General features: G+C 66.4%; 9 protein-coding genes. All 9 read left to right on the forward strand.

The genetic code is table 11. The annotated features are described in order from the left end of the window. The first annotated feature begins 122 nt into the window (after window positions 1-122). The 9 genes from rpsT to H8F25_RS18010 all read left to right on the forward strand — a co-directional run bounded on the left by rpsT (window position 123) and on the right by H8F25_RS18010 (window position 14,966). On the forward strand, window positions 123-434 hold the full coding sequence (rpsT, locus tag H8F25_RS16220) for a 30S ribosomal protein S20 (RefSeq protein WP_197211288.1): 312 nt from the start codon (window positions 123-125) through the stop codon (window positions 432-434). A gap of 445 nt (window positions 435-879) precedes the next feature. Beyond that, entirely contained in the window at window positions 880-1,725 is an 846-nt protein-coding gene (locus H8F25_RS16225; RefSeq protein WP_197211289.1) for a TatD family hydrolase, read from the forward strand. Between the two features lie 492 nt (window positions 1,726-2,217). Beyond that, window positions 2,218-5,508 carry a DNA-directed RNA polymerase subunit beta gene (gene rpoB / locus H8F25_RS16230; RefSeq protein WP_197211290.1) on the forward strand — a complete coding sequence of 1,097 codons (3,291 nt, stop codon included), beginning with the start codon at window positions 2,218-2,220 and terminating at the stop codon, window positions 5,506-5,508. Between the two features lie 73 nt (window positions 5,509-5,581). After that, window positions 5,582-7,501, forward strand: a complete 1,920-nt coding sequence (locus H8F25_RS16235) for a DNA-directed RNA polymerase subunit gamma (RefSeq protein ID WP_197211291.1) — start codon at window positions 5,582-5,584, stop codon at window positions 7,499-7,501. A 68-nt stretch (window positions 7,502-7,569) separates the two neighbouring features. Further along, window positions 7,570-11,667 (forward strand): DNA-directed RNA polymerase subunit beta', encoded by a 4,098-nt coding sequence (locus H8F25_RS16240; RefSeq protein WP_197211292.1) that lies wholly within the window; start codon window positions 7,570-7,572, stop codon window positions 11,665-11,667. A 61-nt stretch (window positions 11,668-11,728) separates the two neighbouring features. Then, a complete protein-coding gene (locus H8F25_RS16245) occupies window positions 11,729-11,887 on the forward strand; it encodes a high light inducible protein (RefSeq protein ID WP_197214009.1) in 159 nt (52 codons plus the stop codon). A gap of 29 nt (window positions 11,888-11,916) precedes the next feature. Then, window positions 11,917-12,975, forward strand: a complete 1,059-nt coding sequence (rlmN, locus tag H8F25_RS16250; protein ID WP_231596917.1) for a 23S rRNA (adenine(2503)-C(2))-methyltransferase RlmN — start codon at window positions 11,917-11,919, stop codon at window positions 12,973-12,975. Window positions 12,976-13,033: 58 nt separating this feature from the next. After that, window positions 13,034-14,788, forward strand: a complete 1,755-nt coding sequence (locus H8F25_RS16255) for a sodium:solute symporter family protein (protein ID WP_197211294.1) — start codon at window positions 13,034-13,036, stop codon at window positions 14,786-14,788. 52 nt (window positions 14,789-14,840) lie between these two features. Then, window positions 14,841-14,966 (forward strand): hypothetical protein, encoded by a 126-nt coding sequence (locus H8F25_RS18010; RefSeq protein WP_255518286.1) that lies wholly within the window; start codon window positions 14,841-14,843, stop codon window positions 14,964-14,966. The last annotated feature ends 40 nt before the right edge of the window (window positions 14,967-15,006 follow it).

Below are 15,006 nucleotides of genomic sequence, written 5' to 3' on the forward strand. Positions count from 1 at the left end.
GTGAGGCGAGGCTAGGGCCCGACGGCTGCTCCACGTCCCGGCGCCGCTGACGCGGCAGGCGTCCAGGGGGCCATGCACCCCAAGGGGTAGGATCCCCGTCTGCCGAACCAGCGCCAGCACCTGTGGCCAATAACAAGTCGTCGAAGAAGCGCATCCAGATCGCCGAGCGCAACCGCCTGCGCAATCGCACCTACAAGTCGGCGCTCCGCACCCTGATGAAGCGCTGCTTCACCGCCTGCCAGGCCTACAGCCAGCAGCCCGGCGATGAGGCGCGTGTCAGCGTGCAGAGCAGCATGAACGCCGCCTTCAGCAAGATCGACAAGGCGGTCAAGGTCGGGGTCCTGCACCGCAACACCGGCGCCAATCAGAAGTCCCGCCTCAGCGTTGCCGTCAAGAAGGTGCTGGAGCCCGCTGCTTCCCCCAGCCAGGTCTGAACGCGTCGGGGTGGATCAGAGGCCGTGACTCATGGTGGGCGGCCACCCCTTGGTTCGTCGGGTGGATTCCACTGGTCACCCGTGCGCTGACCTGACGTCATTTCAGCGAGCAGAGTGCTCCATGACCGTGATCCGGCCTCCGGCTGCGGTCAGTCTCTGTCGGTGATCCGCCATCCCGCAGGGTTCAGGCGTTTGTTCTCCGAAGGATTGCTCAGAAGCCTCCGTCTGCGCTGCGGTCAGGGGCTGTCTGATTCGACATTGACGACCTTCGTCTCATGGTGTTCTCCGCCCGTCGTCCGTTTGGACGGCGGGCCTTTTTCATCCATTCCGTTCGCCAGGCGCCGTGTCCGGGATCGGCTGCCGCGTCAGCCCCTGCGGTCGCAGGGCGCCAGTCGGACCTGTGCCTGCTGATGATGCAGCCACGCGCTCCTGTCGTTTTCCGGCGATGTCTCCCACCACCATCGATGCCACCGCACCCGCTGCCCCACCGGCGGTGGCGGAGGGTGTGCTCGTCGACAGCCATTGCCATCTGGTCTTCCGCAACTTCGAGGAGGATCTCGATGCAGTCCGTCAGCGCTGGCACGAGGCGGGGGTGAAAGCCCTCGTGCATGCCTGCGTGGAGCCGTCCGAGATCCCGGCCATCCGTGCCCTGGCCGATCGCCTCCCGGAGCTGCGCTATTCGGTGGGCGTCCATCCGCTCGACACCGAGCACTGGCAGAGCGACACCGCTGCGGTGCTGTCCAGGGCGGCTCGCGATGACCGCCGGGTGGTGGCCATCGGTGAGCTGGGGCTCGACCTGTTCCGCCAGAAGAATCTCGAGGAGCAGCTGCAGGTGCTGCGTCCCCAGCTGGATCTGGCGGTGGAGCTCGACTTGCCGGTGATCATCCATTGCCGCGACGCGGCCGAGCCGATGCTCCAGGAGCTGCGGGAGCGGGCCGGCCGCGGTGCCTGCCCCCGGGGCGTGATGCATTGCTGGGGCGGCACGCCCGAGGAGATGCGTGGGTTTCTGGAGCTCGGCTTCTTCATCAGCTTCAGCGGCACCGTCACCTTCCCCAAGGCCACGGACACCCACGCCTGCGCCTGCGAGGTGCCGGCTGATCGCTATCTGGTCGAGACCGACTGCCCCTTCCTCGCCCCGGTACCCCGCCGCGGCAAGCGCAATGAGCCCGCCTACGTGCGAGCCGTGGCCGAACGGGTGGCGGCGTTGCGTCAGGAGCCCGTTGCGCAGGTCTGCCGGACCAGCACAGCCAATGCCCTGCGTCTGTTTGGGTTTGCCCTTGACGATGTATGATGTTTCATTGGCCTGGAAGCGGAAGCGCTCCCTTTGTCGACTACGGCACCGACGATCACCGCGGCTCCGCCGCTGCGCCTCACAGAAGCCCGACTGTCTTCAGTCCGCGCGGCCCCATTGCCGCTGGGCATGGCAGCTCGCCGGCCGGTTGAAGCCGAGGCGTCTGTCTTTGAGCACCCCTGCCTGGCTCACCGGTCAGGTCTGCCATTCAGCTCTGCGTCGCTGGCTCGCTCAGCGCCTGCAGGGCTGTTCCTGCCTGCGGTCATCTTAGGGGCATCGTCCCTGCCGCCCGCCTGGGGAGATCCCATCTAGGCGTTCTCCTCCTGCACGGCCCCCTCCCGGCCTGTCCGGGCAGGTTGCCGTCGGTGGGTCTCGCCGTCAGGAGAGGCGCCCTCCAGGGGCGTCCTTTCCGCCGCCGCCTTCTCTCTCCGGCCGCTTCCCGCTTCGCCGGCCCCGTCCCGTCCCTCTCCATCCCTCCTGCAGGTTCCCCGCATGAGCAGCGCGATCCAGGTCGCCAAGACCGTCACCTACCTGCCCGATCTGGTGGAGGTGCAACGGGCCAGCTTCAAATGGTTTCTGGAGAAGGGGCTGATCGAGGAGCTGGAGAGCTTCTCTCCGATCACCGACTACACCGGCAAGCTTGAGCTCCACTTCATCGGTAGCGAGTACCGACTCAAGCGCCCCCGTCACGACGTCGAAGAGGCGAAACGCCGCGATGCCACCTTCGCGTCGCAGATGTACGTCACCTGCCGCCTCGTCAACAAGGAGACCGGCGAGATCAAGGAGCAGGAGGTGTTCATCGGCGAGCTGCCGCTGATGACCGAGCGTGGCACGTTCATCATCAACGGCGCCGAGCGTGTGATCGTCAACCAGATCGTGCGCAGCCCCGGCGTTTACTTCAAGGACGAGCAGGACAAGAACGGCCGCAAGACCTTCAATGCCAGCGTCATCCCCAACCGTGGTGCCTGGCTGAAGTTCGAGACCGACAAGAACGATCTGCTGCACGTGCGCGTCGACAAGACCCGCAAGATCAACGCCCATGTGCTGATGCGAGCCATCGGCCTGTCGGACAACGACGTTCTCGACAAGTTGCGGCACCCGGAGTACTACCAGAAGTCGATCGAAGCCGCCAACGAAGAGGGCATCTCCTCGGAGGATCAGGCGCTGCTCGAGCTCTACAAGAAGCTGCGTCCCGGTGAGCCCCCCTCGGTGAGCGGCGGCCAGCAGCTGCTGCACAGCCGCTTCTTCGATCCCAAGCGTTACGACCTTGGTCGGGTCGGCCGCTACAAGATCAACAAGAAGCTGCGTCTCACCATTCCCGACGCCGTGCGCACCCTCACCCCCGAGGATGTGCTCAGCACGATCGACTACCTGATCAACCTTGAGCTCGATGTCGGTGGCGCCTGCCTCGATGACATCGACCACCTCGGCAACCGCCGGGTTCGCTCGGTGGGCGAGCTGCTGCAGAACCAGGTGCGGGTCGGCCTCAACCGGCTTGAGCGGATCATCAAGGAGCGCATGACGGTCGGTGAGACCGAATCGCTCACCCCGGCCCAGCTGGTGAACCCCAAGCCCCTGGTGGCGGCGATCAAGGAGTTCTTCGGCTCCAGCCAGCTGAGCCAGTTCATGGATCAGACCAATCCGCTGGCGGAGCTCACCCACAAGCGCCGCATCAGCGCCCTCGGCCCCGGTGGTCTGACCCGCGAGCGGGCCGGCTTCGCCGTCCGCGACATCCACCCCTCCCACTACGGCCGCATCTGCCCGATCGAGACGCCGGAGGGCCCCAATGCCGGTCTGATCGGCTCGCTGGCCACCCACGCCCGCGTCAACGAGTACGGGTTCATCGAAACCCCCTTCTGGAAGGTCGAGAACGGCGTTGTCCACAAGAAGGGCAATCCCATCTATCTCTCCGCCGACCTCGAGGACGAGTGTCGCGTCGCCCCCGGTGACGTGCCCACCGATGCCGACGGCAACATCACCGTCGACCTGGTGCCGGTGCGCTACCGCCAGGACTTCGAGAAGGTGCCACCCCAGCAGGTGGACTATGTGCAGCTGTCACCGGTGCAGGTGATCTCGGTGGCCACCTCGCTGATCCCCTTCCTCGAGCACGACGACGCCAACCGCGCCCTGATGGGTTCGAACATGCAGCGCCAGGCCGTGCCGCTGCTGCGCCCCGAGCGTCCCCTGGTCGGCACCGGCCTCGAGACCCAGGTGGCGCGTGACTCCGGCATGGTGCCGATCACCCGCGTCAACGGTGAAGTGGTGTTCGTCGATGCCACCGCCATCGTCATCCGCGACGACGACGGCCAGGAGCACACCCACTTCCTGCAGAAGTATCAACGCTCCAACCAGGACACCTGCCTCAACCAGCGTCCGATCGTCCGCCAGGGCGACCGCGTCATCGCCGGTCAGGTGCTGGCCGATGGCTCCGCCTGCGAGGGCGGTGAGATCGCCCTGGGCCAGAACGTGCTGATTGCCTACATGCCCTGGGAGGGCTACAACTACGAGGACGCGATCCTGGTCAGCGACCGGCTCGTGCAGGACGACCTCTACACCTCGGTGCACATCGAGAAGTACGAGATCGAGGCCCGTCAGACCAAACTCGGTCCCGAGGAGATCACCCGCGAGATCCCCAACGTCGCCGAGGAAAGCCTCGGCAATCTCGACGAGATGGGCATCATCCGCATCGGCGCCTATGTCGAGAGCGGCGACATCCTGGTGGGCAAGGTGACGCCCAAGGGCGAATCCGACCAGCCGCCTGAAGAGAAGCTGCTGCGCGCCATCTTCGGTGAGAAGGCCCGCGACGTGCGTGACAACTCGCTGCGGGTGCCCAGCACCGAGCGCGGCCGCGTCGTCGATGTGCGCATCTACACCCGCGAGCAGGGCGATGAGCTGCCGCCCGGCGCCAACATGGTGGTGCGGGTCTACGTGGCCCAGCGCCGCAAGATCCAGGTGGGCGACAAGATGGCCGGCCGCCACGGCAACAAGGGCATCATCAGCCGCATCCTCCCCCGCGAGGACATGCCCTACCTGCCCGATGGCACACCCATCGACATCGTGCTCAACCCCCTGGGTGTGCCGAGCCGCATGAACGTCGGCCAGGTGTTCGAGTGCCTGATGGGCTGGGCGTCCGCCCACCTCGACTGCCGCGTCAAGGTGGTGCCCTTCGACGAGATGTACGGCGCCGAGAAGAGCAAGCAGACGGTGCAGGCCTATCTCGAGGAGGCCGCCCGCCAGCCCGGCAAGGACTGGGTCTACGACCCGGAGAACCCCGGCAAGATCCAGCTGATCGATGGCCGCACCGGCGAGGCGTTCGACCAGCCGGTCACCGTCGGCTACGCCCACATCCTCAAGCTGGTGCACCTGGTGGACGACAAGATCCACGCCCGCTCCACCGGCCCCTACTCCCTGGTCACCCAGCAGCCTCTTGGCGGCAAGGCCCAGCAGGGCGGCCAGCGTCTCGGGGAGATGGAAGTGTGGGCCCTGGAGGCCTATGGCGCCGCCTACACCCTGCAGGAATTGCTCACCGTCAAGTCCGACGACATGCAGGGCCGCAACGAGGCGCTCAACGCCATCGTCAAGGGCAAGCCCATCCCCCGCCCCGGTACGCCGGAGTCGTTCAAGGTGCTGATGCGCGAGCTGCAGTCGCTCGGTCTCGATATCGCCGTCTACACCGACAGCGGTGAAGAGGTCGACCTGATGCAGGACGTCAACCCCCGCCGCAGCACCCCCAGCCGGCCCACCTATGAGTCCCTCGGCGTCGCGGACTACGACGACGACTGATCGCCGATTCTCCGTCCCCTCCTGACGGGACGGATCGCCCTCCGCCTTCCCCTCTCACCGCACGGTCGCCGCCATGTCCAACAGCAATCTCCGCACCGAAAACCACTTCGATTACGTCAAGATTACGCTCGCTTCGCCCGAGCGGATCATGCAGTGGGGCCAGCGCACGCTGCCCAACGGTCAGGTGGTCGGTGAGGTGACCAAACCGGAGACGATCAACTACCGCACGCTCAAGCCCGAGATGGACGGCTTGTTCTGCGAGAAGATCTTCGGCCCGTCCAAGGACTGGGAGTGCCACTGCGGCAAGTACAAGCGGGTGCGGCACCGCGGCATCGTCTGCGAGCGCTGCGGCGTGGAGGTCACCGAGAGCCGGGTGCGGCGCCACCGCATGGGCTTCATCAAGCTGGCGGCCCCCGTCTCGCACGTCTGGTATCTGAAGGGGATCCCCAGCTATGTGGCGATCCTGCTCGACATGCCCCTGCGCGACGTCGAGCAGATCGTCTACTTCAACTGCTATGTGGTGCTTGATCCGGGCGATCACAAGGATCTCACCTACAAGCAGCTGCTCACCGAGGACGAATGGCTGGAGATCGAAGATCAGATCTTCGCTGAGGATTCCGAGATCGAGAATGAGCCCGAGGTGGGCATCGGCGCCGAGGCGCTCAAGCGCCTGCTCGAGGATCTCGATCTGGCGGAGATCGCCGAGCAGCTGCGGGAGGAGATCGCCGGCAGCAAGGGCCAGAAGCGCGCCAAGCTGATCAAGCGCCTGCGCGTGATCGACAACTTCATCGCCACCAACGCTCGCCCCGAGTGGATGGTGCTCGATGTGATCCCGGTGATTCCTCCCGATCTGCGCCCGATGGTGCAGCTTGACGGCGGCCGCTTCGCCACCAGTGATCTCAACGATCTCTACCGGCGGGTGATCAACCGCAACAATCGTCTGGCCAGGCTCCAGGAGATCCTCGCCCCCGAGATCATCATCCGCAACGAGAAGCGGATGCTGCAGGAGGCCGTCGACGCCCTGATCGACAACGGTCGTCGCGGCCGCACTGTGGTGGGCGCCAACAACCGCCCGCTCAAGTCTCTCAGCGACATCATCGAGGGCAAGCAGGGCCGCTTCCGTCAGAACCTGCTCGGCAAACGGGTCGACTATTCGGGCCGTTCCGTGATCGTGGTGGGTCCGAAGCTGAAGATGCACCAGTGCGGCCTGCCCAAGGAGATGGCGATTGAGCTGTTCCAGCCGTTCGTGATCCATCGCCTCATCCGCCAGAACATCGTCAACAACATCAAGGCCGCCAAGAAGCTGATTCAGCGCGCTGACGATGAGGTGATGCAGGTGCTGCAGGAGGTGATCGAAGGGCACCCGATCCTGCTCAACCGTGCCCCGACCCTGCACCGCCTCGGCATCCAGGCCTTCGAGCCCAAGCTGGTCGACGGTCGCGCGATCCAGCTGCACCCGCTGGTCTGCCCCGCCTTCAACGCCGACTTCGACGGTGACCAGATGGCCGTGCATGTGCCCCTGGCCATCGAGGCCCAGACCGAGGCCCGCATGCTGATGCTGGCGAGCAACAACATTCTCTCGCCGGCCACCGGTGAGCCGATCATCACCCCGTCCCAGGACATGGTGCTGGGGGCCTATTACCTCACCGCCGAGCAGCCAGGCTCGAACCGTCCGGCCTTCCCGGCGCGCGGCACCGATGACCGTTCGCGTCTGTTCGCCTCGCTGTCCGATGTGATCGGCGCCTTCGAGGAGAAGCACCTCAGCCTGCACGACTGGGTGTGGGTGCGCTTCCACGGTGAAGTCGAGAGCGACGACGAGGACAGCGCCCCTCAGTCCAGCGAAACCCTCAGCGATGGCACCCGCATCGAGCAATGGAAGTACCGCCGCGACCGCTTCGATGAAGACGGCGCCCTGATCAGCCGTTACCTCCTCACAACGGTCGGCCGGGTGGTGATCAATCACACGATCATCGCCGCCGTGGCCGCGACCTGAGGTCAGCCGCTCCGCTCTCTTCCTCTTCCGCCTTTTCCCATCCCGCGCGCCCTCCGGCTTCTCCGTTCATGACCGCCTCCCCCTCCAAGAAGTCCACCAAGAAGAGCAAGGCCGCCGCCGCGGCAGCTGATGTGGCTCCCCAGAGCACTAGTCCGGCCCTCAGCCGTGAGGCCCCTCCGTTCCGGAACCGCGTCATTGACAAGAAGGCCCTGCGCAACCTCGTCGCCTGGGCCTACAAGCATCACGGCACCGCCGCCACCGCCGCGATGGCGGATGATCTCAAGGATCTGGGTTTTCACTACGCCACCCAGGCTGCCGTGTCGATCTCGGTCGATGACCTGCGCATCCCCGGTGACAAGGCGGCCCTGCTCGAGGAGGCCGAGCAGCAGATCACTGAGACCGAGGAGCGTTACCGGCTCGGTGAGATCACCGAGGTTGAGCGTCACACCAAGGTGATCGACACGTGGACGGAGACGAATGAGCGCCTCGTGGCCGCCGTGCGGCGGAACTTCAACGAGAATGATCCGCTCAACTCGGTCTGGATGATGGCCAACTCAGGCGCCCGGGGCAACATGTCCCAGGTGCGTCAGCTGGTCGGCATGCGCGGCCTGATGGCCAATCCCCAGGGGGAGATCATCGACCTGCCGATCCGCACCAATTTCCGTGAGGGTCTGACGGTCACCGAATACGTCATCTCCTCCTACGGCGCCCGCAAGGGTCTGGTCGACACCGCCCTGCGCACCGCCGACTCGGGCTACCTCACCCGCCGTCTGGTCGACGTGGCCCAGGACGTGATCGTGCGGGAGGAGGACTGCGGCACCACCCGCGGTATCCCGATCGATGCCGATGAGAAGGGTCGTTATGGCAGCAAGCTGATCGGCCGTCTGGCTGCCGAGCCGGTGCTCGCCGCCGATGGCACCGTTCTGGTCGATCGCAACGGCGAGATCGATGTTCCCCTCTCCAGGGCGATCGAGGAGGCCGGCGTGCGCTCGGTGGTGGTGCGTTCACCGCTCACCTGCGAGGCCTCCCGTTCGGTCTGCCGTCATTGCTATGGCTGGGCCCTCGCCCATAACGAACTCGTTGATCTCGGCGAGGCCGTCGGCATCATCGCCGCCCAGTCGATCGGTGAGCCCGGCACCCAGCTGACCATGCGCACCTTCCACACCGGTGGTGTGTCCACCGCCGAGACCGGCGTGGTGCGCTCGCTAGAGGAGGGCGTGGTTGAGTTCGGTGCCAAGGCCCGCCTGCGCTCCCACCGGACGCCGCACGGGGTGGAAGCCCATCTGGCCGAAACCGACTTCGTGCTCACCCTCAAGCCGAATGGCAAGGGCAAGCTCCAGAAGCTTGACATCACCTCCGGCTCCATTCTGTTCGTCAACGACGGTGACACCGTCCCCGCCGATACCACCCTCGCTCAGATCTCCTCGGGCGCCCAGGTCAAGAAGAGCGTCGAGAAGGCCACCAAGGATGTGATCTGTGATCTGGCCGGCCAGGTGCGCTTCGAGGATGTGATCCAGCCCCGCGAGGTCACCGATCGCCAGGGGAACATCACCCACAAGGCCCAGCGCCTCGGCCGTCTGTGGGTGTTCAGCGGTGACGTCTACAACCTGCCGCCCAATGCCCTGCCGGTGGTGGAGACGAACACCGCTGTGACCACCGGTCAGGTGCTGGCCGAGAGCCGCCTGCAGAGCGAATATGGCGGCGCCGTGCGTCTGCGCGAAAGCGCCGGCGACTCGCGCGAGGTGCAGATCGTCACCGCCAGCCTCACCCTCAAGGACTGCAAGCTCGTCGGCGAATCCACCCACTCCGGTGAGATCTGGCACCTGGAGGGCAAGGACAACATCCGCTACCTGCTCAAGACCCAGCCCGGCAGCAAGATCGGAAGCGGCGAAGTGATCGCCGAACTCGCTGACGACCGATTCCGCACCCAGACCGGCGGCATGGTGCGTTTCGCACCCGGCCTGGCGATCAAGAAGGCTCGTTCCGCCAAGCACGGTTATGAGGTCAGCAAGGGCGGCACGCTGCTGTGGATTCCGCAGGAAACCCACGAGATCAACAAGGACATCTCCCTGTTGATGATCAATGACGGTCAATGGATCGAAGCCGGCACCGAGGTGGTGAAGGACATCTTCAGCCAGACCGCCGGTATCGTCACCGTCACACAGAAGAACGACATTCTGCGCGAGATCATCGTTCGCTCCGGTGAACTGCATCTCATTTCCGACAGCAAGGTTCTGAGCCGTTATTCCGGTGATGGCCGTATGGTCAATCCCGGCGAGGAGATCGCTCCCGGTCTGGTGGCTGAGACGATGAAGTTCGTCGAGGCCGTCGACACCCCCGAGGGCGGCGCGCTGCTGCTGCGCCCCGTCGAGGAATACGCGATTCCCGATGCCGCCCACCTGCCTGAGCTGGGTACGGTCAAGCAGGCCGGTGGTCCTTCCCTGGGTCTGCGCGCCACCCAGCGCCTGACCTACAAGGACGGTGAGCTGATCAAGTCGGTGGAGGGTGTCGAGCTGCTGCGCACCCAGCTGATCCTTGACACCGTCGACACCACGCCGCAGATGACGGTGGATGTCGAGGCGGTGCCCGACAAGCGCGCCAAGACGATCGAGCGTCTGCAGCTAGTGATCCTTGAGACCCTGCTGGTTCGCCGCGATACGCTCTCCGATGCCAGCCACGGCTCCACCCACACCGAGCTGCAGGTGGAGGACGGCGACAGCGTCAAGCGCGGTGACGTCGTCGCCACCACCCAGATCCTCTGCAAGGAGGACGGCCTGGTGCAGCTCCCTGATCCGCTGCCCGGCGAACCGGTGCGCCGCCTGATCGTCGAGCGCTCCAGCGACATCCGCAGCATCGATCTCGGCGGGGCCGCTCCGGCGGTGGAGGTCGGTCAGCGCCTGGTGGATGGCGACATCCTCGCCCCGGGTCTGCTTGCTCCCTGCTGCGGCCAGGTCGAGGCGATCGAAGCCGGCGAGGTGCGCATCCGCCTTGGCCGTCCCTACATGGTGTCGCCCGATTCGGTCCTGCACGTCCGCGACGGTGAACTCGTCCAGCGCGGCGACGGCCTGGCTCTGCTCGTGTTCGAGCGCCAGAAGACCGGCGACATCGTCCAGGGTCTGCCCCGTATCGAAGAGCTTCTCGAGGCCCGTCGCCCGCGCGACTCGGCCGTGCTCTGCCGCAAGAGCGGCACGGTGCAGATCAAGCAGGGTGAGGACGACGACTCCATCACGGTCTCGGTGATCGAGTCCGATGACGTGATCACCGAATACCCGATCCTGCTCGGCCGCACCGTGATGGTGAGCGACGGCCAGCAGGTGAAGGCCGGTGACCTGCTCACCGATGGTCCGATCAATCCCCACGAACTGCTGGAGTGTTACTTCGAGGATCTGCGCAGCCGCAAGCCCACCATGGAGGCGGCCCAGGAGGCGATCTCCAAGCTGCAGTTCCGCATGGTCACCGAGGTGCAGAACGTCTACAAGTCGCAGGGCGTTTCCATCAGCGACAAGCACATCGAAGTCATCGTGCGCCAGATGACCAACAAGGTGCGCATCGAGGATGCCGGCGACACCACCCTGCTGCCCGGTGAGCTGATCGAGCTGCGCCAGGTGGAGCAGGTGAACTCCGCCATCGCCATCACCGGTGGCGCTCCCGCTGAGTTCACACCGGTGCTGCTCGGCATCACCAAGGCCTCGCTCAACACCGACAGCTTCATCTCCGCCGCCTCCTTCCAGGAGACGACCCGCGTCCTCACCGAGGCCGCGATCGAGGGCAAGAGCGACTGGCTGCGCGGTCTCAAGGAGAACGTGATCATCGGTCGCCTCATCCCCGCCGGTACCGGCTTCGGGGGCTTCGAGGAGGAGCTGCGTGCCGAGGCCGGCCCCCATCCCGACATCCTCGAGGAGGAGGGCGGCTACCGGCGTGCCCAGAACCTGCGTCCTGACTACACCGTCGAGATGCCGGCTCCGGCCGAGACCGCTGCGGTGCTTGATGACCCCTCCGATGAGGACCTGGAGGCCACCCGCAGCCGCCATGGCATCGAGGCGTCCGCCAGCACCTTCGCCGCCTTCACCCGCCCCACCGCGGAAGAGGGACTGGAGGAGGAGCTGATCGCCGATCCCGCCGCGCTCGAAGGCCTGCAGGAAGAGGGGCTGCTCAGCGATGACTGATGCCAACTCCCCAGGGACAGCCACCGCCACCCGTCGCCCCGGCTCAGCAGCCGGGGCCGGCCTGACCGAGCTCGGCACGCCGATCCCTGTGCGGCGCCTGCCCCGCTGGGGCTTTCACACCCACAACGAGCTTCTGAACGGTCGCATGGCCATGCTGGGCTTCATCGCCCTGCTGGCCGTGGAATGGAAGCTCGGACACGGCATCCTGATCTGGCCTTGAACGGGGCTCCAGCCAGGCCCCTTCTCGGCATGTCCCTGCAGGATCTGCAGGGATGGTGTGTGCAGCAGGGCCAGCCCGGTTTCCGGGCCAAGCAGTTGCATGACTGGATCTACGACCGTGGTGCCCGCTCGATCGATGCGATCACGGTGCTGCCGAAGGCCTGGCGTGAGCAACTGCAGGCCTCCGCGGCAGATTCCAGCCCTGCCGTCGGGGATTGGATCGGCCGCTCCCGCGAGCTCCTGCGCAGCGAAGCGCGCGATGGCACCGTCAAGCTGCTGCTCGGCACCCGCGATGGTCTCAGCCTCGAGACCGTCGGCATCCCCAGTGGCGACCGTCTCACCGTCTGCATCAGCAGCCAGGTGGGCTGTCCGATGGCCTGCCGGTTCTGCGCCACCGGCAAGGGCGGCCTGCAGCGCTCTCTGGCCGTGCACGAGATCGTCGATCAGGTGCTTGCCATCCGCGAGGTGATGGAGCGCCGCCCCAGCCATGTGGTGTTCATGGGCATGGGTGAGCCGCTGCTCAACCTCGAGGCGGTGCTGGCGGCGATCGATTGTCTCTGCAGCGATCTGGGCATGGCCCAGCGCCAGATCACCGTCAGCACGGTGGGTGTGCCGGCGGCCCTGCCCACCCTGGCGGAGCGCGCGCTGGAGCGGCTCGGCCGCGCCCAGTTCACCCTGGCGGTCAGCCTGCATGCCCCCGATCAGGCCCTGCGCCAGCGTCTGATTCCCACCGCCCACGCCTACCCGATCGAGCAGCTCCTGGAGGACTGCCGCCGCTACGTGGCGATCACCGGCCGGCGCGTGAGCTTCGAGTACATCCTGCTCGGCGGTCTCAACGATCAGCCCCGCCATGCCGAGGCGCTGTCCCGACTGCTGCGCGGCTTCCAGAGCCACGTCAATCTGATCCCGTACAACCCGATCGAGGAGGAGGATTTCAGGCGTCCCACCCCCGAGGCGGTGGAGAGCTTCCGCCGGAATCTCCAGGAGCGGCGCATCGCCGTCAGTGTGCGTGCCAGCCGCGGTCTCGATGCCGATGCCGCCTGCGGTCAGCTGCGCCGCCGCCAGCTGCAGGCATCCTCTCAGGGCTGAGGGGCGCGGATCGCCACCGCGGAGCAGACTGCCTCGCGTCTGCACCGCGCCTGCGCCGATGGCCCCGATCGACTGGATGATCCTGATCGCGTATCTGGTGGCCAGCCTGCTCGTCGGCCTCTGGCTGGCGCGTCGCAACAGCGATCAGGCCGACTACTTCGTGGCGGGCCGGCAGCTGAAGGGCTGGCTGGCTGGCGCCTCCATGGCGGCCACCACCTTCTCGGTCGACACGCCCCTCTATGTGGCGGGGCTGGTGGGTGTACGGGGCCTGGCCGGCAACTGGGAATGGTGGAGTTTCGGCGTGGCCCATGTGGCCATGGCGGTGGTGTTCGCTCCCCTGTGGCGCCGCAGCGGCGTGCTCACCGATGCCGCCTTCACCGAGCTGCGCTACGGCGGCACAACCGCCGCCTGGCTGCGGGGGATCAAGGCGTTTCTGTTCGCCCTGCCGATCAACTGCATCGGCATCGGCTACGCCTTCCTGGCGATGGCCAAGGTGAGCGAGGCCCTGGGCCTGGCTCCCACCCCCCAGGCACGCCTCACGTTGCTGGCGATCGTGGGTGCGCTGGTGCTGGTGTACACAGCTGCCGGAGGGCTCTGGGCGGTGGTCGTCACCGACATGCTGCAGCTGGTGATGGCTCTGGCCGGTGCTCTCGCGGTGGCCGCGTTTGCTGTTCAGGCTGCTGGTGGCATGGACGCGATGCTCGCCAGCCTGCGGGAACTCAACCGTCCCGAGCTGCTCTCGCTGGTGCCCTGGCAGCTCGAGGGGGGCCAGCTGCGCTGGATCGATGGCGCGGGGATTTCAGTGGCCACCTTCAGCGCCTACATCGCCCTGCAGTGGTGGAGCTTCCGGCGCAGCGACGGCGGTGGCGAGTTCATCCAGCGGCTGCTGGCCACTCGCGATGAGCGTCAGGCACGCATCGCCAGCTGGGTGTTCCTGGCGGTGAACTATCTGCTGCGCAGCTGGCCCTGGATTCTGGTGGCCCTCGCCGCGGTGGTGCTTCTGCCCGAGACCACCGACTGGGAGCAGAGCTATCCGCTGCTGGCGGTGAAGCTGCTGCCGCCGGTGGCCCTGGGGCTGGTGGTGGTGTCGCTGGTGGCGGCCTTCATGAGCACCGTGAGCACGGCGGTGAACTGGGGTGCCAGCTACCTCACCCACGATCTCTACCAACGCTTCATGCGCCCCGCCGCCGGCCAGCGGGAGCTTCTCCTGGTGGGCCAGCTGGCCTCGGTGCTGCTGGTGGCTCTCGGCGTGCTCACCGCCCTGCTCAGCAACAACATCGGCACGGTGTTCCGGCTGGTGATCGCCATCGGCACCGGCCCCGGGGTGGTGCTGGTGCTGCGCTGGTTCTGGTGGCGCATCAACGCCGCCGCCGAACTGACGGCGATGCTGGGCGGCTTCCTGGTGGGCTTCTCCACCTCGGTGCTGCCGCTGCTGCGCATCGACGACTACGGCCTGCGCCTTTTGGTCACCACGGCCCTGACCGCGGTTCTGTGGATCCTGGTGATGCTCGCCACTCCTCCCGAGAGCCCTGAAGTGCTGGAGCATTTCGTGCGGCAGGTGAAACCCTCCGGACCCGGCTGGACGCTCTGGCGTCAACGCACTGGTGTGGAGCCCGAGGAGAGCCTGCTCGACCTGATCAGCCAGCTGGTGTTCAGCTGCGCCGTGCTGTTCGGGGCCCTGCTCGGGATCGGTGGTTTTCTGCTCAAGCTGCCCGTGTGGGGCTGGGGCGGCCTCGTTGTGGCGGTGGTCGGCGTGACGGCGCTGCAACGGCGGCAGCAGCTGCAGAGCTGGTTGCGGGGCCTGGCGGCCTGAGCCTCCCGATCAGGTCTGTCGCGCAATACTGGCGAGGTTGACGCCGAACCCCGTGAACTTTCTCCGCTCCACCCTGCTGCCGGCGGCGATCGTGCTGCTCTTCGGCGTCGCCCTGTTCGCTGTCAGCGCCCGCATCTGGCTGCCGGGCGACATGGCGGCCCCGGCTCCGGTGGGCTGATCGACCGGGTTCTGCGGTTCCTGCCGTCTTGTGGCTGGGG

This window comes from Synechococcus sp. CBW1004, assembly GCF_015840715.1.
Taxonomy (GTDB): domain Bacteria; phylum Cyanobacteriota; class Cyanobacteriia; order PCC-6307; family Cyanobiaceae; genus Cyanobium.

What these genes read in the sequence shown, in the direction of transcription:
- H8F25_RS16225 (WP_197211289.1), top strand. Translation starts at nt 880, where the DNA reads ATGTCTCCCACCACCATCGATGCCACCGCACCCGCTGCCCCACCGGCG.
- H8F25_RS16255 (WP_197211294.1), top strand. Translation starts at nt 13,034, where the DNA reads ATGGCCCCGATCGACTGGATGATCCTGATCGCGTATCTGGTGGCCAGC.
- rlmN (WP_231596917.1), top strand. Translation starts at nt 11,917, where the DNA reads ATGTCCCTGCAGGATCTGCAGGGATGGTGTGTGCAGCAGGGCCAGCCC.
- rpoB (WP_197211290.1), top strand. Translation starts at nt 2,218, where the DNA reads ATGAGCAGCGCGATCCAGGTCGCCAAGACCGTCACCTACCTGCCCGAT.
- H8F25_RS16240 (WP_197211292.1), top strand. Translation starts at nt 7,570, where the DNA reads ATGACCGCCTCCCCCTCCAAGAAGTCCACCAAGAAGAGCAAGGCCGCC.
- H8F25_RS16235 (WP_197211291.1), top strand. Translation starts at nt 5,582, where the DNA reads ATGTCCAACAGCAATCTCCGCACCGAAAACCACTTCGATTACGTCAAG.